Origin of the sequence: Desulfopila aestuarii DSM 18488, from assembly GCF_900143695.1 — a bacterium.
Taxonomy (GTDB): Bacteria; Desulfobacterota; Desulfobulbia; order Desulfobulbales; family Desulfocapsaceae; genus Desulfopila; species Desulfopila aestuarii.
Map to the genome: position 1 here is coordinate 147,731 of NZ_FRFE01000002.1, position 22,983 is coordinate 170,713.

Below are 22,983 nucleotides of genomic sequence, written 5' to 3' on the forward strand. Positions count from 1 at the left end.
AGCAGTAAAAGATTTAAAGAAACACCATAGAATGCAAACCGGCTTCGCGTTAGCCTGGCATACATCTGGTTGTACGTCAGCCAGGTATTCACACAAAAGATTTGAACAGGAGAGATGCGATGTTTCTACTCAAGAAAACAGTCATTACCTGGTGTCTGATCAGTGGATTGATGATGCTGCCGTATGGCTCTTTTGCTGCGACCGTTGATGGTAATCAGGCAAAAGAGAAAAACAGTCCGGAGGTTATGACCGTCGATATCATTCTCGTCCGCCCGCTTGGATTGGTGGCAACGCTATGTGGGTCGGTAATCTTCTTGGTATCCTCGCCCTTTTCAGCTATGGGTGGAAACACCCAGGAAGCCTGGGACGTACTGGTCGCGGAACCCGCGGAATTCACCTTTAAACGGCCACTCGGCCATTTCGAAGATGAGAAATGAGATGACATTCTACCAGGCTGTCAACAAAGCTGTTTCGTAATTTTTTGGCCACGAGAAAGAATGAGCTCCCTGTTACATGGCATTAAGGGCATACTTTTCGATTTTAACGGGACCCTGTTGCTTGACTCCCCCTTACACGAAGAAGCCTGGATCATCATGTCGGCAAAACTGAGGGAAACACCCTTTACCGCCGAGGAGTTCCGACTGACGGGTCATGGACGTACCAATAAAGCGATCATAACGGATTTGCTGGGCCGCGAACCTGACAAGGAAGAGCTTGGCAATATTGTTGAAGAAAAGGAATCGTACTATCGTAAAATGTGCCTTGAAAACACAGAAACCTTTCGTCTTGCACCGGGCGTGATCCCCTTTCTCGACTCATTGCAAGATGCAGGCTTCCCGATAACCATTGCCACCGGCTCGTATTCCGTCAATGTTGATTTCTACTTTCAACACCTTCACCTGGCAAAGTGGTTCAACCGTTCGCAGGTTGTCTATGACGATGGCAGTTATCCGGGCAAGCCGGCTCCAGATGTATTTCTTCTTGCCGCAGAAAAGTTGAACCTGGCCCCTGCAGATTGTCTCGTATTCGAAGACAGTTACATGGGCATCCGGGCTGCCTATCGTGCTGGTGCTGCAAAAATCGTCGCTGTTGAGCCATATCTTGATCAAACAAAAATGACAATTCCAACCCAAGATATTGTCTTTTGCCAGGGATTTTCAAATCCTCTGATTGAATCACTCATTGCCATGATGGACACAAAGAGTCAGAGAATATGACGTACGGAATTTCAGCGAAAAATTTATCCATTAAGTGTATTTTCAAATACTTGCGCCTTTTCGGTGTAGTAAATAGGCTGTTAGTTGCTCATTCTTATCGTTATTCAGGGTTGTCGAGTTTGTAACGTATCCGCAGAACGCCATCGTTAAGATCTTGGGAGCTTATGTGACACACCCCTATTTCTGATGTATTGTCAACATGTTCGCCTATACATGGGCAGGAATCAAAGTCGCCGATGCGAACAATACGAACCGTTTCGACTCCATCAGGCAGACGGGTGAGATTGAAATTCCGATCGGCTTCCTCCAGAGAGACTATCTCTTCAGTCACATCCAGATTCGCAGAAATAGCTTTATTGACTTCGGCCTCCACTTCCTTCACTTCGTTATCAGTCAGGAGCCTGTCGAAGCGATAATCACACTTGGATTTCTTCTTGTTCACATGAGCACTGATGCAACGACCACAGTCAAATTTTCTTACCATTACCTGATTGAGTATGTGTTCTGCCGAATGCATCCGCGGGGCATAAGATTTTGCCATGTCAACCTGTTGCTGGTTTTTGAGAGTTAAGCGGCCCCCCGTCACTCATGAAAATATGAGGAACGACCTTGTCAATTCCACATCGTCATGCTGGTAGCAAGCTTAATTGAATTTGATCTGACAGGCACCTGTAAATTGGTTAATGTGAAGTCAAATCGAAACCGCTGCGACTCAAGCGTATGGATGGTTAATGAGCACGAGGGTGATAGATGAATGGATGATGGTATGAACAACATTTACTTTTGCCAGGTGAGTGAAACAGTATCTTGCGGGGCCTGTTGTGGTTTGTATAATTTGCCAGATCTATCACGTGAAAAACTAGAGAATCTGTTGTCAAAGCGGACCAAAGACTTCACTTCGGTCCCCAGAACCGAAGACGGGATCTTTGAATTCCAAAGAAAGAACAAGGGGCCTCACAGGCTATCACGGCCGTTTGCCCAATTTCATCATTGCCCTTTCCTGGGGCTCATCGGTGAAAAGAAGAGCCGCCCTGGCTGCCTTCTCCACCCGGCTACGCCTGGTAACAATGGCGTAGATTATCGATCTCTGAGCTGGTACGGTGAGCAGGCATGTAGGACCTATTTTTGCCCTTCCACCAAGAAATTACCAACCATTTACCAGTCGATACTTATCCGAACCATTGACGATTGGTATGTGTTTGGACTGATTGTGACAGAGCACGCCCTTTTGACCGCGTATTTCAAGGAAGTTGAATTGCGCCTTGGCAGACGCGTCACCGAAAGTGATTACACACAAAATACCGGGGCAAGAGATGCGTTCAGGGAATTTGCCGAACTCAAGTCCAACTGGCCTTATCGTCGAGATAACTCTCCGGCCCCCTGCAACTTCTTTTTTGAAAATGGCCTTTACCCTCGACCGGATGCCTTTCGGGCAACCCAGGAAATTCGACATTCCTCATACGAAAAGATTTATATGGAGCTCGACTCCGGCTTTTCCTCCTCAAGGGAAATTGACGCGGCAGACCAGTTATTGGACAATCTTTTAGGAAAAACCGTGCGTGCCATCGTGTCGCATTAACGACAACTTACCTTCCGGTGGATATATTTGACAAAATTTTTACGATCAGGTGCGATGTATATGTGGCTTGCTGCAAAATCTATAGCAAAAGTCTTCTCATTTGTGCTTAGCAAGCTGACACTCCTTTGCCCTGTATGAAAGGATTGAAAGGGCTCCGACCGGTGTTTCCGCTATGCTTCTCACACCCGTCGGAGCTCCATATATATCATTTTCAAAGTGTCAGATCACGTCTTTGCTGATTCAACGGAGGCGTCTGATAGGGGCCCAATCGCTTCGATACTGGCACCTGCCCCTATCCTCCCTATGGCAATTCCTCAAGTCCAGTGCTATTTATACCAGCTTCTTGGCGCATTGTTTGAACCACCGCACACTGATCCATGATCTCGAAGTAGCGCCTTGCAGCCTTTCTACCTATCACAAATGGATTGCGGCTGCACTCTTGCTTGTTCCATCCTTTGTGTTGACCTCTTCTGTCATTGCATTCTCGAATTATCTCCATGCGATCAAGTGATGCATCAACAAACGGATGGCTACTTATCGCAATATCAGGTTTAAGAGCGTCTACATACTTCAGCCATTTCGCCATAGACTCTCGATATAACACTTTATCAGCTACCGTGCCGACAAGGCCTGTATTCCCATATGTCGCCCACAGGTGACGCTTTCCATTAATTTTTACAGGGATGAAATACGAGAGTCCGTCTCCGGGGGTAATTCCATCGGCATTGTAACTTCTTGGTGTGTGAACTGCAGTAATAGTAGTATTCCCAAGGGTCAGCTTATCTCCGTCACCCATTATGACCATATCTTCCGGTACAACCTGCAGCCAAGGTGGATTTGCAGGCCCACCAGCTAGTTGGCGATTAAAGACAACTTTTGTGCCATAATTGTCAACGAAGTGCATCACAGCACCAAAATGGTCCGGGCCGGCATGGGTAACTAGAATATACTTTATATCAGCAGGATTCAGGCCCAGCGCCGCTATGTTAGGCTCAAGGATCGTAGTAGCGCCATATTCGTACGAAGAGTCGAGCATGATTAACCCTTCGCCGGTATCAATTATCCAGCCACCAACTTCCATTCCTCCAACATAGTAAACATTGTCAAACACTTGTGTCGGCTCGGCAGGTACCTCTTTCCATGCGCCCATATTAACGCCGGGAGTTTGAACTATCGTGTAAGTTTCATCAATATCCTGACACTGTAAACGCTGGAGAGTAGATAAGTAATAATCATATCCCGCGAGATCACGAGCCATATCCATTTTGGCCATAATCGCATCTGAATCCAAAAGTTTATTAGGCCCCTGACGTAGCCAAATCTTAGCAGGATCTTGGGCTACCGCGGACATCGAAAAGCCCCAGCTCAGACAAAGCGACACAGCCAACAACCCAAGGGTTTTCTTTTTCATTTTATACCTCCCAGCATTTTTATTATTGATTGGGATAAGCAACCGAAAGCACAGGATATAAAAAATCTTTTGTTACCTGAGCGAAGCTGCCCCTTTTGCAGCCGTTATCGTACGATCAGTAGGATGAACCTAAATTGTCTTTTTCAGTAAATTCCAAAACCACATAACAGCTACAAGGTTATTTGTATATTTATCATATATTTAACCACAATATATGTACTTTTGAATTACTACCAATTATGACGGGATTACACTGGGCTCTCAATAGGTGATTTCCTTATTTCCATGTAGAAAAACCACTGTTTTCTTTATTGACTTCCTATGTGACACTAAAAAGGCTATAAAATGAATGCAAGTGAGACATGGAAAGATGGGCGACCATCTTAGATCACAGAATTGCAGATGAAGGTATTTGAGGGCACTCTCGGATTCGATTGCATGCCTAAGAGATATCGCTTTACAACAATTTGGAGAAAAATTGTGTTAAAGAGCAGTCAGATTATGTTTCTTGTTATCATGATAGTATTTATAAATGGACTAGCTTTTTCAAAACCAATGACGCTTACCTTCGCCTCAATAGGTCCCCCAAAAGGTTATATAGGAGATGCTGAACAACTATTTTTTGATGAAATCGAAAAGCAAACCAATGGAGAAGTCCTCATACAGCGATCGAGTAAATATTTTCATAAAACCGATGAAATTTTCGATGAAGTGAGTTCGGGCAGAGTCGAGCTTGGAGCTTTAAACATTGCCTATTACCCTAAAAGATTAATATTAAACAGTTCTATTTATCTGTTCCAGAGAGGACCAACTCATTATGATAACATAATGTGGATATACGACCAGATATACAAGAGATTACCTGAATTAAATAATGAGATAAAGCAGTTCAATCTAAAAACAATATACAGGTTTGCCAACTTACCGACAGTCGTTTTTTTCAATAAGCCCGTGACAAGTATTGAAGATTTCAAAGGCAAAAGAATTCGCTGTACAAGTCGTTGGGATTCTGAAATACTACAAGGATTAGGCGCGGTACCTATCACTAGTTCAGGACAAAACTTATATACAGCACTCAAAACAAATGCAATCGAAGGTTTTATGACCTCTATGTCTGCAAATGTGATACAATTCAATGAAATCATGAAATATGTTTTTATTGCCAGAGAGATATGGACTCCAAGGCCACTACAAATCACCATAAATCTTGATACCTGGAACAGTCTTCCAGAAGATATTCAAAATGAAATTGAAATCGCCGCGTCAAATGTGCGAAAAAAAATGACTGAGAATTATTCATATTGGTTTAGACTCAATATAGCTGAGCATAAAAAACTGGGCCGGACAATAGTTTTAACAAGCGAAAAAGACATAGATACATGGATGCAACAGCCAGAGATAAAGCGTATTTTCAACCAATGGAAAGTTGAGGCTGAAAGTGCTGGATTTAAGGATTCCGATATTTTTCTACAAAGGATCCAGTCAATTATCGAAGAAGGCATTGAACGCGACATGATGTGATAATAAATATATCAAATATCCTGCAACAGCATGCTCACACTCATAATATTGACAATAGTTGTCTTGTTTAATCTGCCACTTAACTGTCCAGCAGCGATTGCTACACACAACAGTGAAATAAAAAATGTATTGGTCCTTCATGCATCTCACAAGGGGCTATCATGGAACGACAGACTCAGCAACGGGATCGAATCAGTTTTTTCCCAAAGTCAATTTCCTGTTCGTATTTTCTATGAATATATGGATACAGATAGAATATTTGACAATCAACATGTTCAAAATTTATATGAGCTCTACAAACATAAATTTAGCATTGTCAAATTTGACGCCGCGATAGTAACCGATGATCGAGCCTTTCAATTCATGCTGAATTATCACAGCAGACTTTTGCCGGGAACACCTGTCATTTTCTGCGGTGTAAATTATTTTGCATCATATGATCTCTACGGGCAGAGCAATTTTACCGGCATTGTTCAGACGATAGATATAGATGAAACATTGGACCTCGTTTTAACTCTCACTCCCAAGGTGCGTAACGCGTTTGTCGTGGTTGACAAAACACCCACGAGCATTGCAGCGATACAGTTGTTTATCGAAAATATGCATACGTATCAAGACAGGCTCTCTTTTTATTTTAATGAAGATATGGACATGAGAGAACTGATAAATACTGTTGCAGAACTTCCCACAGACTGGGTTGTTATTGTGGTCAATTTTATTGTAGACAAATCTGGTCAGACATACTCTATCGAACAAAGCACACAAATGATAACTCAAAAAGCAAAAGTGCCGGTGTATAGTTTCTGGGACAGTTACCTAGGAAACGGAATTATAGGTGGCAAACTGATAAGCGGACTGGGTCAGGGGAAACAGTCAGCGCAGATGGTATTAAAAGTATTTGAAGGAGAATCACCTTCTCAAATTGATATCATCAGGGAAAGCCCTAACGAATACATGTTTGACTATCATGTTTTGGAGAAGTTTCAGATCGATATGGAGTTACTACCTGAAGACAGCAAAATTATTAACAAACCATCGAATATTTACAATGAATACAAAACAGTTATATGGTCGATACTAATCGGTTTCGTACTGTTTATAGTAATAATTTTCACTCTCCTCATTAATATTTTTCGCAGAAGACAAGCTGAAATAATCCAAAAGAAATATTCAAACCAACTTGAAATTCAAAACAAGATTGACCGCGCAATATTAGAAGCAAAGCCTACCGAAAAAATCGCAAATGACGCTCTGAAATATGTCAGAAATTTATTTCAATGCCGAAGGGTTAGCGTCATATTATTTGATTATGAACAACGTTATGCTGTTGTTCTTGCTGTAAACTGTGATCATCAAACCACTATTGGCGAAAAAACGAAATTTCCCTTAAAGAATTTTCCAGTTGATGACCTCAAGGAAGGAAATATTATTTATGCAAATGACATAATATCAATCACTGAAAAATCTATAGTTGACAAAGCTCTAATAGCAGAAAAAATCAATGCATACGTTAGAATCCCCCTCATGTATCATGGAACATTAATTGGGGCACTTACCCTTGGCCATTCTGACTTTTCAGTGTTTAGTGACGAAAAAATTGAAACAGTTAAACAGATCTCGACCTCATTGGCATTGGCAATACAGGCTACAATATTTGTAAATAATATCCTGCACCGTGAAAGAGATCTGAAAAAAATGTCTGCCATATTAATCAGGAGCCAGGAAGATGAAAGGAAAAAGATTTCGTTGGAGCTTCATGATGAGTTTGGGCAGGCCCTCACTGCAATGAACATGAGTGTGTCGCTTCTTGAGAAAAAAGTTATCTCAGGACAGTTGAATGACCATAAAATTATAGAATTGCTACATGACATCACCGGATCAATTCATACTATGGCAGACCAGATAAGAGATCTTTCCCATGAGTTGCGTCCTCCAATGCTCGATGTACTTGGTTTATTGCCTGCATTAAAAGCCCACATTACCAGTTTTCAAAAACGAACCGGGATTTCTGTTCAGCTTATGGCGGAACAATGTGAAGCAAAGCTTCCCCCTGAAATCGAAATCAATTTATTCCGCATTATCCAGGAGGCTTTGCATAATGTAGTAAAACATGCCAGTTCCAGTGAGGTTGCTATCTCTCTACAACGGTATCACAACAATATTCACCTTACAATTACAGATAACGGAAAAGGTTTTCATATTCCAGACGCTCATAGTATTGAAAATACGATGGGAATTGGTATTCTGGGAATGCAGAAAAGATCAACCAATTTAGGTGGGAACTTTAACATTTATTCAACAGTGAATATCGGGACGAGAATTGTAGTAGAGCTTCCCTTGAATGAATAACTGCAAGGTGATCAATTGGAAAATATTAGAGTAGTTATCGCTGATGACCATACAATTGTAAGGAAAGGGCTCTGCTCGCTTCTTGAAGGTGAAAAAGATATCTCTGTCATCGGGGAGGCGGAAAATGGAAGAGAGCTCATCAGTCTCCTCAATACCACCTCACCGGATGTTATTTTAGTTGATATCAATATGCCTTTGTTAAATGGTATAGATGTAACCAGAAACATAAAAAAATCATTTCCTGAAATTGAAATAATTATTCTCACGATGTATACGAATGAAGAATATGTTAAAGAAGCTCTCCTCGCGGGTGCATCTGGTTTTTTGGTTAAAGATACAGTTCCCTATGATCTATGCTCGGCTATACGCGCTGTAGCCAATAAGCAATCATATCTCAGCCCAACTATTTCCAGAACGATTATAGATCAATATACAAAATTAGGGAGCGAAAGAACCGACAGAAATGAGACTCTTGAATTAACACTGAGAGAAAAAGAAATTCTTCAATTAATCGCTGAAGGCTACAACAATCGTGAAATAGCAAAAATGCTCTTCATTTCGACAAAAACGATTGACGTTCACAAACAGAACATCCAAAACAAATTAAACATTTACGGAACAGCCAGGCTTACGAAGTATGCAATAATGAAAGGATTGATTAAGCTGGAATGATTCAGCTCGATCTCCGCGTTAATAACAACCCAATTTCAACTCTCAGAATAGGACCGTTGTGCTCCCGTTTCAGGTCTTGACAAAATCGCTTTAGCTTCACGTCCCTTATCCTGTAATGGTTTTCCTGATGAGAGAAAGAAGTGCCTGAGGTTGCACAGGTTTCTGCAAAAATCCAGCACCGCTCTCAAGTATGCCTTTTGAGTGGATAATATCTGCGGTATAGCCACTTGAAAAGATAACTTTCACTTCAGGATTCATCTTTTTGATCTGCTCAAAGCTCTCTTTGCCGTTCATTTTCGGCATGATGACATCAAGGATAAGCAGATCAATCTCAGCCTTATGTTCGCTGAACTTCATCACCGCATCCTCACCATCAACTGCCTCAATGATCGTGTAGCCAAACTGCTCAAGCATTGCAACCATCAGTTTTCTGACATCGTCATCATCTTCTGCCACCAGGATGGTTTCTGTCCCACCTGTCAACGGTTCAACAGTTTTCTTTTCGCTGTCTGCCGCTTCCCGCGCAAGCAATGGCAGATAAATCTTGAATGTTGTTCCTTTTCCATGCTCACTGTAGACATGAACATCACCCCGATGCTGCTTGATAATCCCATAGACAATGGAAAGCCCCAGTCCCGTCCCTTTGCCGACGTCTTTGGTGGTAAAGAAAGGCTCGAAAATACGCTGCCGCGTCACCTCGTCCATGCCTATGCCAGTGTCAGAAGCAGAAATCACCGCATACTCTCCAGGTTCTACCTGGTTGCTGAATCCGGCGTGGTCCCCGGCAAAATTCACATAACTCGTCTCGATGGTGAGGATACCGCCATTGGGCATGGCGTCTCTCGCGTTCGTGGCCAGATTAAGCAGTATTTGCTCGACTTGTCCTGTATCGGCTAAAACCACCAGATCCCTGTCGGCCATAGTTGTCCTGAACTCGATATCTTCACCTATTACCCGGATAAGCAGCTTCTGAACCCCTTTAACAATTTCATTGAGATCAACAGGCTTTGGATCGATAATTTGCTTACGGCTGAAGGCCAGCAGGCTGCGAGTCAGATTCGCCGCTTTCTCAGACGAGGCCAGGATCTGCTCAACATAATTGACCAGTACCGTCTCATCATCGCGGATCTTCAGCCTTAACAGGTTCGAATAGCCCAGTATCGCTGTCAGGATGTTGTTAAAGTCATGGGCAATTCCTCCTGTCAGCGTGCCAATTGCCTCCATTTTCTGTGACTGACGCAGCTGATCCTCAAGTTTTTTTCTCTCCGTTATGTCTTCCATAACACCGTCGATCCATAACAGGTTACCGGCCACATCATCGTGAGCGGTTGCCGTCACCGAGCACCAGATTGGCGTCCCGTCCATCTTACGCATGGCCAGAGGACAATCCCTGACGAAACCGTTCTGATGAATTTCAGCAATGAATTTTTCCCGGTCATCGGTATTCTGATACAGATCGACAACTTCAACCTTCTGAAACTCGTCAACGGATTCATAACCAAAGATCTTCGCCATGGCAGGATTCACCTGAACAAATCTCCCTCGGCCACTCGTGCTCCTGAACACACCGATATTGATATTGTTTACCAGGGTCCTGTATTTTTCCTCGCTGTCCCTGAGCGCGACTTCAGCCTTTCGCCTTTCTTCTATCTCCGTATTGAGCTCGTTGACGTTATCCTTTAGCTCTGCAGCCTGTTTTGTCAGGAGATCATGACGTTCCTGATAGAAATCGATTTTTGCCTTCAGGTCTGAGGGAGTCAACTTGAGGTTTGCAAGAATCTCCGCATAGGTATCAGAGAGCGCCTTCTGTTCTTGTGGAGAAAAGGATATCTCCCGCCGCAGCGCATGATATGCTGCAGCCGCACCAATCGAGCCTGCAAGCACCCGCTCAATATCCTCATGCAGTTCGATGAGTTCAACAATCGATATACGTTCCCGCTCTTCCAGCCCCATCCGCAGAAGCGACTGTCTGGTAATAGAGCGGACTTTCTCAACGGGGAAATATTGCACAAGCAGGTTCTCGATCTCCTTCTCCTTCGTGGCCACTTCAATAAAGGGCTCACTCAAGCGATACTGTCGCGAAGGTTCCGCATTCAAAACATTGATGAACGCATCAGCCTCTTTCTCTTGAGCTTCGTCATCCTGCCTGAACGATAATGAGCCAAGGACATACATTCCTGCATTGAACAGCAAGGTCCAGAGAACACCATGACTCAGCGGATCCAGGCCTGCCAAACCGAAAAGCCGTTCCGGGTTCAACGCGGATATCCCGACGGGACCATCAATAAGCAGGCTCGCATCAATCCATCCCGACTTCACAAAAGTCGGGAGCAGCAGAGTATAGAACCACATCACAAAGCCCGCGGTCAGTCCTGATATGGCGCCAAATCTGTTCCCTTTTTCCCAGAAAAGCCCCCCCAGCACAGCCGGTGCGAATTGCAATGCAGCGGCAAAGGAGATCATGCCCATATTGACCAGCATATACGACTCGCCGATAAGACGGGCAAACAGATAACCAGTCATGATATATGCAGCGATGGCGACCCAGCGACACTGTATCAGATAACGCTTCAGACCCCCCAGAGGCTGCAGGAACTCGATAGCGGGCAGGACAAGGTGGTTTGTTATCATTGTCGACATTGTCATGGTACTAATCATCACCATGCCCATCGCCGCCGAAAACCCTCCCAAAAAGACCAGCAGAGACAGATACTTCTGGCCGGCGCCCATAGGCAAGGCAAGGACAAAAGTATCCGCCGCCGATTCGGGCAAACCAAGAAGCAGCCCAGCTGCGGCCATGGGGAGTACAAAGATATTGATAAGAAACATATAAAGCGGAAACACCCACATCGCCGTCCGCACATGCTTCTCTTCAAAGTTTTCGACAACCGCTACATGAAACTGCCGCGGCAGAAAAAGAATGGCCGACATGGCGAGCACGAGATAGGTCGTCCACGTCATATAATAGGATATGCCGGCTGTGGCAGGGTTATACAGGTGTTTTCCAGGCAACGCCGACAGACGGGCAAAAACATCCTCGAAACCGTCAAACATGAAATAGGTAACAAAGATGCCAACAGAAAGAAAAGCCACCAATTTCACCACACATTCAACCGCCAGCGCTACGACCATACCTTGGTGCCGCTCGGTACTGTCAAGCCTCCTGGCCCCGAAGATAATAGTGAAAACGATCATAAGACCGACAATGATTAATCCGACATCATATGAAGGCGAACCTGTACTGGTCGACTTTGTCAAAATGTCAAAGGTCGCCAGAATTGATTTCAGCTGGATTGCAACATAGGGAGCTATACCGACGATGCAGATAACCGTTACCAGTGCGGCCAATCCCTGCGACTTCTGATAGCGCGCAGAGATAAAATCGGCAATTGAAGTGATGCGGAAGAGATTCTTGACCCGGATCATTTTTCGTAGAACGGTCCACCAAACCGCAATAGCAATGGTCGGCCCAAGGTAGATCGTCAGAAAGAGCATCCCGGAAGTCACCGCCTTGCCTACACTGCCGTAGTAGGTCCAGGTGCTGCAGTACACCGCAAGAGACAGTGAATAAATGAAAGGATTATTGCCGATATCCCTGCCCGTCAGCGATTTCCGTTCAACAAAAAGAGCAACGAGAAACAGTAAACAGACGTATAAAGTAAATGATGCTATGACAACCGCTTGACTGAACATCAGATCAGGTTCCCATCGTGGTTGTCGCTCTTGCCTTGTTTAATGCCAATGAGAAACAACAGGACAATGATTATCCCCCAACTGATAAAGAGGTAATAAAACATTGATTTCAGGGAACTCGCTCCAGGAATGGAAATAAAGGGCCAGCCAAAAATACAGAGACAGAGAAAGAAAAGAACCACGCTGAACTCAGGATGCCGTAACATATCACATTCCCCCAAGGCAGAAACCATTCAGGCCAGAACAAAAAGCCTGCAAAAGACCTTGTCTACTTTCATTGTGGGGGAAGGGGCTCTCTTTTTCAAGGAGAAACCTTTTTTCTTAACAAGCAGTTGAAAGAGTTTCCAGATCCCTGACACACAGGCACCGGAGCTCCAACCGTCGAATGACTCTAGATAAAGGTTGTAACCTGGTTTTTTTTGATACGTTCACATAAATACAGTATCCAGTCAGGAGCTGTTTTTTCCAAATCTTTGCACTTTGGAGGGACACTATGAAGAAATGTATCGGACTTTTTGCCTGCTGCATGTTGATGTCAACAACTGTTGCTCTCGCCCATCATCCACTGGAGGAGATTAATGAAGAAATTTTTCTCCGTGTCGATGAAATGATAGCTGACACCCCACACGCTGAAATGGTGTTCGATGATATGGGAGGCGGTAATTCATCAAGCGCAGAACTGGTGATCATTACAGACGATATGACAACCTTATCAAATCTTATCGATGACGGGCTGTTCAACTATGTTGATCAGTTGGTTGGAGTGGTGACGGTAACAATTGAGCCTGCTGAGATTGGCTTTGATGTCATAACAACAATTTCCCTTCAAGAGTAACGCATTCTTGTAATATCTTGATAGCTGTTCCCTGGGAGATACCGGGGAGCACAATACCCCTTACCAATGTTCTTTCCCTTTACCAAATTTCATTGATATGTCAAAACCTGAACGACACAATCTTAACGTCAGGCAAATCCGGATATTCGGGCCTGCTCAAACGCTTACCAAAAGGATTTCTTCACTACCATGGTCTAAGGCTGAGGCAGGACATCGATAGGGGAAACCAAACCTCTTGCGGCTCTGGTAACCGGCTAAAAGTTCTGTTCACACATTGCTGGTGAAAGGTAGTCCAACATATTGTGGAAAGATCAGGAAAAAAATCGTTCTGTTTTTTGGGGGGGATTGAAGAAGCTCATTGGTTCCACCGTGACAAGCAGCGGAACCAATGAGAATAAGGCGACAATTACCTGTTTTTCTCAAGAAGGGTCGCTATAACTGTAGAATCCCCTTCCCGTCTTACGTCCGAGCCAGCCGGCCTCCACATATTGGCGCAGCATTGGACATGGCCTGTATTTCGGATCCCCCAGGCCCTTATGTAAGGTTTCGAGAATTGCCAGACATGTATCAAGTCCAATGAGGTCAGCAAGCGCCAACGGCCCCATAGGGTGATTCATTCCCAAACGCATAACCGTGTCAATGGACTCACGGGTACCTACACTCTGATAAAGGCAGAATATTGCTTCATTAATCATTGGCAGCAATATTCTGTTGGCAATAAACCCGGGATAATCGTTTGCAACTGCCACTTCTTTATTCATTTTCTCGGCCAGGCTAACGGTCGCCTGAAACGTTTCATCTGAAGTCGGCAAGGCACGGATTACTTCAACAAGTTTCATAACCGGAACAGGATTCATGAAATGCATGCCGATGACCTTATCCGGTCGAGACGTCATGGACGCAATGCGGCCTATCGGGATTGACGAGGTATTTGAAGAGAGAATCGTTTTTGCGGGACAAACCTCATCCAACTTTTGAAAAATCTTACCTTTAATTTCCTCAACCTCAGATGCTGCTTCGATCACAAAATCAGCCTCCTGCATACCTGCAATATCTGTCGTGCTTTTGATTCGCTGCAGGACAGCTTTTGCCTCTTCAGCAGATATTTTTCCCTTTTTTTCTGCTCGACTGAGATTTGCGGAAATAGCCGCCATACCCTTTTCAATAAATTCAGTTTTGATGTCCATCAGCATAACATCAAGGCCAACTGTGGCTGCCACCTGGGCAATGCCTCCACCCATTTGACCGGCCCCGATTACACCAATACGTTTCACATCCATAACAGTCTCCTTTCACACCCACGGTCGAGGCTCAATACACCCGACTCTGAATTTTCAATTTTTATTACTCACCACCATTGCCATTCTTGACTGCACAATTTTTCAGCCGGTGCCATAGCCGTCTGCTCTTTATGTTAATGTTAAGTTTGCCACTCGTGCGTAATCAGTAGTAGGTTCGATCCTGTCAATTTCTCAGCTCAATTCTAGTATGAGGCTCATCCGGAAAGAGGATAGGATACAGTGAATTCCTTGAGTTTTCATGATGCTGTAAAACCATATCTCTTGCACCTTTCTTATCCCTGTTACAGATCGCCTCATACAGCTGGTTATGCTCTTGAATGATCGCCTCAACACGTTCCATTCCAAGCTGTTCAATACGAATACGCAGAAATATCTTTTGGCAGATCTCTTTGTATCTGGATGAAAGCATCTCATTGCCAATCAGATCCAGTATGGCCAGATGAAACTCGGTATCGAGCACAAAGAGACCTCGGTGGACACGATGAGAAATTGCTTTCTCAAACGATACTTTGTGCTGTTCTATCTTTTTGAGATTATCGTCCGTAAGGTTGTCTATTGCCTGCGACATGAAACCTGTCTCCAGCACATCACGAATCTCATAAAGATCTTCTGCCTCATTTCTCGACAAGTTTCGTACCGAATACCCCTGATGCGGCCTGAAATCGAGATATCCCTCCTGTGCCAAAATGGACAGCGCGTTATTGACTGGTGTTCTGCTCACCTGAAGCTGTCTTGCCAGGTCAACAAAAACCAGACGCTGACCAGGAACGATCTCATATTTACTCATGAGCTCAAGAATTCGGTGATACACTTTTAAGGTGAGATTTTTGTTTCTTTTCAAACATGCTCCTTCATTTTTTCCAGTAAATATATAAAGTTGCAACGATTCCGCCTAGGTATTTCAAGCCTTTACACGATTGCATTTGGCCATTTTAATATGTTGACACCGACAACATAACATGTAATATATAATGCAATAGCAATCAAGTTATACTTTTCGTTTTAGATTTCCATGTTTCTGCTCTTGCACACAAACAAGAATAGACAAATTCATTTCATTTTAGGAGGTTGCTGGCTTTTGGTTCTCCGAATTGGCTACAACCATTGATCTGGGTCTAAAAGCGTAAGCTGTGACAAGAGGCAACACATACTTGGCATCCATCAGGGGAAAAATTGAGCATTTCCCCAGCCTATGCTCCATGCAATATTACATACATTAAAAGGAGCATAAAACGAAATGATCACACTGGTATTCAACCAAGTCACGTGTTCTGGATGTGTTTTAGGTGCCCGAATCAACTACCAGGCCGCGAGAGTTTGCCGGACGATGAAATTCTAACTAAAGGAGAAGTCACATCTATGAAACCAGTCAAAATAAAAGACAAAACTGTTTTACGATCGCTCGGTCTCGGTGGTTATTTCGGCGGCGGAGCTGAAGGGATGGTGGATGTCAAGAACGGAAAGATCGTCAGAGTCAGACCGATGCGGTACGGCTGGAAATACAAGAAAGAGGAAGTGCGCCAGTGGAAAATGGAACGAAATGGCAAAACTCTTGAGCCAACCTGGAAGTCTCTGCCCGGCCCATTCTCTCTTGCTTACAAAAAGCGCGTCTACTCACCCAACAGGGTGCCGTACCCTATGAAACGCATCGACTGGGATCCAAATGGTGAACGGAACCCACAAAATCGCGGTAAAAGCAAGTTTGTCAGAATCTCCTGGGATGAAGCAGCCGAACTTATCTCAAGCGAAATCAGAAGAGTTCATGAGAAGTATGGTTATAATGCCATCCTCATGCAGGGTGACGGCCACGGTGAATGTAAAACCATCAATACACCACACGGCCATCCCGGTGTTCTGCTGGAATATCTTGGAGGTTTCACCCTTCAGGTACGTAACCCCGACAGTTGGGAAGGTTGGTACTGGGGAGCGAAACACGTCTGGGGCCAGGGTGCGCAGGGTATCATGTACCCCGCTGCCAATATCGTCAAAGACACCATTGACCATGCTGATATGGTCCTCTTCTGGGGTTGCGATCCGGAGACCACCCCATGGGGCTTTGTCGGCCAGTTTGCCAGCCGTCTCTGTTATTTCCTCACTGAAGTCGGTATTAAGCAGGTATATATCTGCCCTGATTGCAACTACGGCGCAGCCATCCATGCCGACAAGTGGATTCCGGTCCTGCCGAACACCGATGCCGCCTTGCAGCTGGCGATTATCTACATGTGGCTGACGGAAGGAACTTACGACAAGGAATATGTCAAAACCCACACCATCGGTATGGAAAAAGTCGCCGATTATGTTCTGGGCAAAGAGGATGGTGTTGCCAAAACTCCTGAATGGGCTTCACCGAAATGCGGTGTGCCGGAATGGACTATCAAGGCACTGGCTCGTGAGTTCGGTACCAAAACCACATCCATCGCCCACTACTTCGGCGGTGGTTTCATTCGCGGACCGTTCTCCCATGAGCCTGCACGACTTGAGTGCATCCTTCTTGGTATGCAGGGGCTCGGCGGACCAGGCGTCCATCAGCACCAATGGACGTATTTCGGATTACCTCGTGCGGAAGGCCTGGGCGGGACATTCTTCTGGAATCCTGAAATTGAAGAGCAGCTCGCCCTGCCGGTTCTCAGTTCTGTAACCGCATGGCAGGAACAGGTGATTCCGAAGACCCTTATCCAAAATGCGTTCCTTACTGACGAGCCCATCACCTTCCGGGGTACCGGTGCCCAAAACGCTCTGGTTCACGATCAGTTTGTTGAATATACCTATCCAATCGAGCCAGAGAAGAATGGATCCCCCATTCATATGATCTGGTCGGACAGTCCATGCCGTATCACTTGTTGGAATTACGGTAATGAGACCGAAGTTGCGATGAGAAGCCCGCAGATTGAGTGTTTTGTTGCCCAGCATCCCTGGTTTGAAAACGACTGCGTCTATGCGGACATTGTCCTCCCGGCCAACACCTACATGGAAGTTGATGATATTGTAACCAATATCCGCCAAGGCACCATGCAGCCCAACATCATGATCGCCGAAAAAGCCATTGAGCCGGTCGGCGAATCAAAGAGTGATGCGGAATGCGTTCGTGAGGTCGCCAAAAAGTTCGAAGGCATGGTAGAGCAGATGACCGAAGGCAAAACCACCGCCGACCTGCAGGAAGCTATCTGGGGCTACATGGGTGGTGAGAAACTTGTATCCTGGGAACAACTGAAGGAAAAAGGCTACTGGATCTACTCCACAGCCGAAGACTGGGCCGATGACACACCGGGATTCCGAGATTTTTATAATGATCCTGAAAAGAATAAGCTCACAACTCCATCTGGAAAGCTTGAATTTTACTCCGAAGCACTCGCGCAAAACTTCCCTGACGACAAGGAACGTGGACCTATCCCCAAATGGATAGAAAAAAGTAAAAACCACGACGAGCGCCTCTCCAGTCATAGGGCAAAGATGTTCCCCTTACTGGTTATGTCAAATCACGGCCGCTGGCGTGTTCACGCCCAGTGCGACGATATTACCTGGACCCGTGAGACTCCAACAATGAAGGTTACCGGGCCGGATGGATATAAATATGAACCGTGCTGGCTGCACCCGAGCGAAGCAGAAAAACGGGGAATCAAAAACGGTGATATTGTCAAAATCTATAACGAGCGCGGTATTGTACTCGCCGGTGCCTATGTCACAGAAAGACTGCGCCCCGGAGTTACATATATTGACCACGGTGCACGTCATGACCCGATTAAAACAGGCGAGATAGAACGAGGTGGCGCAATCAATACCATCACCCCGGGTGCTATCACCAGCGAGAACTGTGTTGGCCAGATCGGTGGCGGCTACCTGGTAGAGGTTCAAAAAGTAAGCGGCGAAGAAATGGACAGCTGGCGAAAGAAATATCCAGAGGCATTTGCACGAAAATATGATCCAGCGGCCGGCCTGCGCGTTGAAGCCTGGATAGCTGACGGAGGTGAGAAATAATGAAAGTATTTGCTATAGATCTCTCAGTTTGCAACGGTTGCTATTGTTGCCAGATTGCTTGTAAAGACGAGCATGTAGGAAATGACTGGACACCATATGCCAAACCACAGCCAGATACCGGCCAGTTCTGGATTGGGCTGACCGAAGTGGTTCGTGGCCATGTCCCCCATGTCAAGGTCGCGTATACTCCGAACCTTTGCCACCATTGTGACGATGCACCTTGTATTGAGCAATGCAAGGCTGAGGCAATCTACAAGCGTGCAGACGGATTGGTTATTATCGATCCTGAGAAATGCATCGGCTGCAAGCTGTGTGCAGATAGTTGCCCGCATAACGCCATCTTTTTCAACGAACAGCTGAATATGGCGCAAAAATGCACTGGCTGCAGCCATCTTCTCGACAGCGACCCCGAGGAGTGGTCTGTGCCGAGATGTGTTGACCAGTGCCCAACTGAGGCAATCCGTTTTGGAGAGGAAGAAGACTTTGCCGATTTCATTGCCGAGGCCGAGCCCTATCGGGTGGAAGCAGGCACGAAATCAAGGGTATACTACAAAGGGTTGCCGAAAAAGTTCATTGCCGGAACCGTCTATGAGCCGACAGACAAAGAGGTCATCATCGGTGCAGTATGCACCTTGAAAGATGAGCAATCTGGCGAGACATTCTCCGAAACAACGACAAACTTTGGTGATTTCTGGCTGAAGGGATTGCCGGATGATCGCTCCTTCACCCTGACCATTGAAAAAGATGGCCACCAGAAGGTTATACCCGGGATCACAACCGATATCGATCGAGGACTCGGCGATATCCCAATGGACCTGAAGTGAAGATACGTAGAACATAAGAGATCAAAACGGTATCGGCTGCCAGTAATGGTCGTTCTCCTCTTCGATACCGTTTTGGCCGACCTTCTCTCGCCTGGAATATATTTTCAGGTGAGAGAGGGCTGGTTCTTCAAATTGCTGAAATACCCAAACTCCTCTACACCCCTTCCCCCAAAAAAGACCTTTCACGGAGCTTCATAGCGAACAGCAATTTTGCTCGTCTGTCTGCACAAGCAAGATAGTTCTATAGAACTTTCCAAACTCCCTCGGCCGTGGCAATCAACCTTTCCCCGCAAGAGATCTCACCCCGTACAAAAATCAAAGATCGAGTTTTTTTCAACACCCAGGCTGTTCCTAAAAGCACATCGCCACTGCTGGATCCAGATATAAATTTCACGTCAAACGATATAGTCGCCGCTCGCGCATCGGGCGCCAGTAAACGATGCACCGCCGTGCCCAGTCCCGAATCCAGAAGACTCATGATAAAACCACCATGCGTGATCCCACCGGGATTGAGGTGGTACTCCTGCACCGTGGTCTTAAATTGATATTCCAACTCGGAAATTTTGCGAAACAACATACCACCATTGTGTTGCATGAAACCTGTGTGGCTGACCTGTTCAAATTCAGTATCCATAACGTGTTGCATATCCGTTGAAATTTACAGACAACCGCTCAAAAAAAACATAACGGTTGTATATGATTGGCCCTGTTTGCGATTTCACACCTCTGCGTAAACTCATTAAAAAGCTTTGGCGTACCAAATCTGCACTATGCACGATAGGGATGATGAATCGCTACAGAATTGTGAGGACGGATCCGTGATCTGTTCAAAGTTCAGCTTTCGGACGAAAACTGGAAACTCTTCTGTCAGTTAACTGCGGATAGCGGAAATACGAAAAAGACTGCCAACTCAGTGTATCACACTGCCCTTTTCCGTATATCCGCACTCTAGACATTCATGGAAAATTCTACTTTTAAATCGCTTACGGGGCTACAGGCTCACCAACTCTACCTCATACACCAGATTCTGCCCGGCCAAAGGGTGGTTACCATCGAGAACGACCTTATCGTTCTCAACTACCTGGACGACAAAATTAGCCCTCTCACCATCCCTATTCTGATATTGGACCGTACGTCCCGGTACAATTTTGATATCATCGGGAAACATCTTCCGATCAACTTTTATGACAAGTTCCTCTTTGTATCTTCCATACCCCTGCTCACTACTGACCGGAATTTGCTTTACCTCATTGACCCGCATACCGACAACCCCCTCCTCCAAGGCCGGCAAAATTTTTCTTCCGCCGATCTTGAAGGTCAAAGGCTTTGTTGCTCCTTCCCTGATTCTGGTGCCATCTTCCAGGATGATGGTGTAACGTATCGTGACAGATTTGCCTCTTTCCGCGATCACATTTTCAGTTGTCATATGGCTTTCCATGCATTCCTTATGGTGATGTGAACTGAGAAAATTCACGATTTCGTCTTCCTTGAAGACCCGCGCTCCGGCGCTTCAATCTTCTTGAAAGCTCACAGCGGCCTGATCTTTATCAGCCATTGTTCGTTGGAACAATTGTAACTGGGATCGGTGACTGCTTGAGCACGCTTTTGATGTTATTCCCGATCAGGTTACGTGACATAATCCCCTTGCGAGCTGCAAGAACAATCAGATCGCATTTATTTTCCTGGGCATTTTTTATAATCGTTTCTGCAATGTCACCAGCGCTAATCAGCAACTCTCTAGGTTGAAATTGACAGGCATCATCACCGACCCCGGTAATCTCACAAAAGTCATGTATATCCGTTAGCAGATGACTCGCTCGGATTTTCCCTGTCAACGATTTCTGAGCATTGGTTTTCTTTGCTTCAATGATGTCTTCCCAGCGATGCCGTCCCAGCAACCCCTTAATCCTTCCTTCAACATTTTCAGGCATTGCCTCAATAATATAGAGAATATAAACAACAGCCTTAAAACGTAGACTCTGCGATATGGCAAATTCATACGCTTCCTGACAATTGGGTGTCAGATCGGTGGCAAAGAGGATTGCGTTTAAAGGTTTCAACATGTTGATGCCTCTTGATTTTAATGAATGAACAGTTCGACGATACGAACGACTGCAATGTGGTTATCATATCTCCCGGCGGCCCATCGTTGCACACGATTTATCATGCAACACCTCTCTATTCACGAGAATAATGAGAAAACCTTGATGTTTCAGATAACGCGAAAAATACCGACTTATTGTCATATTATTCTGATATGACGAGAATTAATGGATCCCTCTTGCCGATGTAACCTGCCACTTTCCATGCACAAATATATGCCACGCCCTAAACCATGTCAAGACAACTTAGGCGAGTGACACCTGTCATCCGAGACATTAAGACGATAAAATATTATTATTATTACTTTTGTACAAGAATAAAGAACATTTAATTTTACATGTAATATATCTTGACACATGAGACCCAGGGTGTAATTATACAGTACGGTAGAGTGATTTGCAGGCAGTAAGGTTGAGAAGAACCGGCTTCGTACAATATGCCAACATGCACTCATATTAGGGCGTTGGTTGGAATCGTGCCCGCCCAAGTACGAAAGATGTCGTTCAATCGCAAGAGATGTCGAAAAAATTCTCTGCTGGCAACGGATCCTTACCACTTAAGCATCATAATCGCATTACAGTTGGCCTCATAACTGGAAGGCCTCTCACGAAAGTTACTGTATTCATCGATCAATAAGACTCCGCCACCTCAAAAAGTGTGGCCGAACCAAGGGAGAGAATTATGACAGCAGTCACAACCGACCCGTACAGTGGGTTACAACTGATCGAACTTAGTCATGAATGGGGCCATGGTGTGCCATCCTATCCTGGCCAGGATGATGTGAAAATGTTCCGTTCAGTAAAATTTGCCCAGCACGGTGTATTAGCTCATAGAATAAATACCGTCATGCATACCGGGACCCACATGAACGCCCCCCTGCATCTGGTCCAGAGAGCCGCTGACCTCGCATCCATTCCTGTCGATCGTTTTTTTGGCAACGGTGTTGTACTGCATATCCCCAAGAAAAAATATGAAGTTATCACAGCCAAAGACCTTGAAGCTGCCAAACCGGCAGTACAGTCTGGTGATATCGTCGTCATCAACTGCGGATGGCATCATAAGTACTCTGACGCCATCGAATATTATGGTGAATCTCCCGGGCTGTCGAAGGATGCTGCCGAATGGCTGGTTGCCAAAGACTGTAAACTGGTTGCCGTCGATATGCCTCAGGTTGACCACCCTCTGGCCACTTCATTAGGTCCGCATCGCGGTGGCCCCACCATGAAACGGCTGGCAAAAGCCTATCAGGATGCCACCGGTCTGGATCCACTGAAGGAACACGCAGAATGGAATATCGCCCACAAGACACTTCTCGCAGCAGGAATACCAACCATTGAACAGGTTGGTGGAGATGTCGACATCCTGAATGGAAAACGAGCCACCTTTGCAGCAACTCCATGGAAATTTGAACACGGCGATGCGTGCCCAGTCCGTTTCATGGCGATGGTGGATCCTTCCGGGAAATGTCGGATCGATAGCGGAAAATAACAACCTTCAATGTCG

The 22,983-nt window shown here is 45.3% G+C and carries 19 protein-coding genes; 10 read left to right on the forward strand and 9 right to left on the reverse strand.

Annotated features, from left to right (window positions below):
* Positions 1-119: 119 nt before the first annotated feature.
* Positions 120-437, forward strand: coding sequence for a hypothetical protein (locus BUF15_RS02475; RefSeq protein WP_073611871.1), 318 nt, complete (start codon positions 120-122; stop codon positions 435-437).
* 60 nt (positions 438-497) lie between these two features.
* A complete protein-coding gene (locus BUF15_RS02480; protein WP_073611872.1) occupies positions 498-1,217 on the forward strand; it encodes an HAD family hydrolase in 720 nt (239 codons plus the stop codon).
* A 100-nt stretch (positions 1,218-1,317) separates the two neighbouring features.
* Here BUF15_RS02480 and BUF15_RS02485 read toward each other — a convergent pair whose 3' ends face one another.
* Positions 1,318-1,758 carry an alanyl-tRNA editing protein gene (locus BUF15_RS02485; protein ID WP_073611873.1) on the reverse strand — a complete coding sequence of 147 codons (441 nt, stop codon included), beginning with the start codon at positions 1,756-1,758 and terminating at the stop codon, positions 1,318-1,320.
* Positions 1,759-1,983: 225 nt separating this feature from the next.
* Between BUF15_RS02485 and BUF15_RS02490 the strand changes: the two genes are divergently transcribed.
* The gene (locus tag BUF15_RS02490) at positions 1,984-2,796 is read left to right on the forward strand and encodes a hypothetical protein (protein WP_143170615.1); all 813 of its coding nucleotides are present in this window, start codon (positions 1,984-1,986) and stop codon (positions 2,794-2,796) included.
* 301 nt (positions 2,797-3,097) lie between these two features.
* Here BUF15_RS02490 and BUF15_RS02495 read toward each other — a convergent pair whose 3' ends face one another.
* A complete protein-coding gene (locus BUF15_RS02495; protein ID WP_073611875.1) occupies positions 3,098-4,207 on the reverse strand; it encodes an MBL fold metallo-hydrolase in 1,110 nt (369 codons plus the stop codon).
* 501 nt (positions 4,208-4,708) lie between these two features.
* Between BUF15_RS02495 and BUF15_RS02500 the strand changes: the two genes are divergently transcribed.
* The 3 genes from BUF15_RS02500 to BUF15_RS02510 are packed head-to-tail and all read left to right on the forward strand — an operon-like array spanning position 4,709 to position 8,749.
* A complete protein-coding gene (locus tag BUF15_RS02500) occupies positions 4,709-5,728 on the forward strand; it encodes a TRAP transporter substrate-binding protein (RefSeq protein WP_159441206.1) in 1,020 nt (339 codons plus the stop codon).
* Positions 5,729-5,758: 30 nt separating this feature from the next.
* Positions 5,759-8,077 carry an ABC transporter substrate binding protein gene (locus BUF15_RS02505; RefSeq protein WP_073611877.1) on the forward strand — a complete coding sequence of 773 codons (2,319 nt, stop codon included), beginning with the start codon at positions 5,759-5,761 and terminating at the stop codon, positions 8,075-8,077.
* A gap of 15 nt (positions 8,078-8,092) precedes the next feature.
* On the forward strand, positions 8,093-8,749 hold the full coding sequence (locus BUF15_RS02510; RefSeq protein WP_073611878.1) for a response regulator: 657 nt from the start codon (positions 8,093-8,095) through the stop codon (positions 8,747-8,749).
* Between the two features lie 105 nt (positions 8,750-8,854).
* Here BUF15_RS02510 and BUF15_RS02515 read toward each other — a convergent pair whose 3' ends face one another.
* Both BUF15_RS02515 and BUF15_RS02520 read right to left on the reverse strand, forming a co-directional pair.
* Positions 8,855-12,442 (reverse strand): ATP-binding protein, encoded by a 3,588-nt coding sequence (locus BUF15_RS02515; RefSeq protein ID WP_073611879.1) that lies wholly within the window; start codon positions 12,440-12,442, stop codon positions 8,855-8,857.
* Entirely contained in the window at positions 12,442-12,648 is a 207-nt protein-coding gene (locus BUF15_RS02520) for a hypothetical protein (protein ID WP_073611880.1), read from the reverse strand. The genes BUF15_RS02515 and BUF15_RS02520 overlap by 1 nt, the downstream gene beginning before the upstream one ends.
* A 287-nt stretch (positions 12,649-12,935) precedes the next feature.
* Between BUF15_RS02520 and BUF15_RS02525 the strand changes: the two genes are divergently transcribed.
* Positions 12,936-13,277, forward strand: coding sequence for a hypothetical protein (locus BUF15_RS02525; RefSeq protein WP_073611881.1), 342 nt, complete (start codon positions 12,936-12,938; stop codon positions 13,275-13,277).
* A gap of 419 nt (positions 13,278-13,696) precedes the next feature.
* On the opposite strand, the gene BUF15_RS02530 is transcribed toward BUF15_RS02525, so the two are convergent.
* Positions 13,697-14,557 carry a 3-hydroxybutyryl-CoA dehydrogenase gene (locus BUF15_RS02530; RefSeq protein WP_073611882.1) on the reverse strand — a complete coding sequence of 287 codons (861 nt, stop codon included), beginning with the start codon at positions 14,555-14,557 and terminating at the stop codon, positions 13,697-13,699.
* Positions 14,558-14,741: 184 nt separating this feature from the next.
* A complete protein-coding gene (locus BUF15_RS02535; RefSeq protein ID WP_073611883.1) occupies positions 14,742-15,419 on the reverse strand; it encodes a GntR family transcriptional regulator in 678 nt (225 codons plus the stop codon).
* A 518-nt stretch (positions 15,420-15,937) separates the two neighbouring features.
* Between BUF15_RS02535 and BUF15_RS02540 the strand changes: the two genes are divergently transcribed.
* Positions 15,938-18,553, forward strand: coding sequence for a molybdopterin-dependent oxidoreductase (locus BUF15_RS02540; RefSeq protein ID WP_073611884.1), 2,616 nt, complete (start codon positions 15,938-15,940; stop codon positions 18,551-18,553).
* On the forward strand, positions 18,553-19,377 hold the full coding sequence (locus tag BUF15_RS02545; RefSeq protein ID WP_073611885.1) for a 4Fe-4S dicluster domain-containing protein: 825 nt from the start codon (positions 18,553-18,555) through the stop codon (positions 19,375-19,377). Before BUF15_RS02540 ends, BUF15_RS02545 begins: the two co-directional genes overlap by 1 nt.
* A gap of 241 nt (positions 19,378-19,618) precedes the next feature.
* Here BUF15_RS02545 and BUF15_RS02550 read toward each other — a convergent pair whose 3' ends face one another.
* The 3 genes from BUF15_RS02550 to BUF15_RS02560 form a co-directional block, all read right to left on the reverse strand.
* A complete protein-coding gene (locus BUF15_RS02550) occupies positions 19,619-20,011 on the reverse strand; it encodes a PaaI family thioesterase (RefSeq protein ID WP_084553395.1) in 393 nt (130 codons plus the stop codon).
* A gap of 357 nt (positions 20,012-20,368) precedes the next feature.
* Positions 20,369-20,803, reverse strand: a complete 435-nt coding sequence (locus BUF15_RS02555; protein ID WP_073612069.1) for an FKBP-type peptidyl-prolyl cis-trans isomerase — start codon at positions 20,801-20,803, stop codon at positions 20,369-20,371.
* A gap of 121 nt (positions 20,804-20,924) precedes the next feature.
* Complete coding sequence (locus BUF15_RS02560) at positions 20,925-21,440, reverse strand: universal stress protein (RefSeq protein WP_073611887.1); 516 nt, start codon at positions 21,438-21,440, stop codon at positions 20,925-20,927.
* A gap of 721 nt (positions 21,441-22,161) precedes the next feature.
* On the opposite strand from BUF15_RS02560, the gene BUF15_RS02565 reads away from it, so the two are divergent.
* Entirely contained in the window at positions 22,162-22,968 is an 807-nt protein-coding gene (locus BUF15_RS02565) for a cyclase family protein (protein ID WP_073611888.1), read from the forward strand.
* Positions 22,969-22,983: the final 15 nt, after the last annotated feature.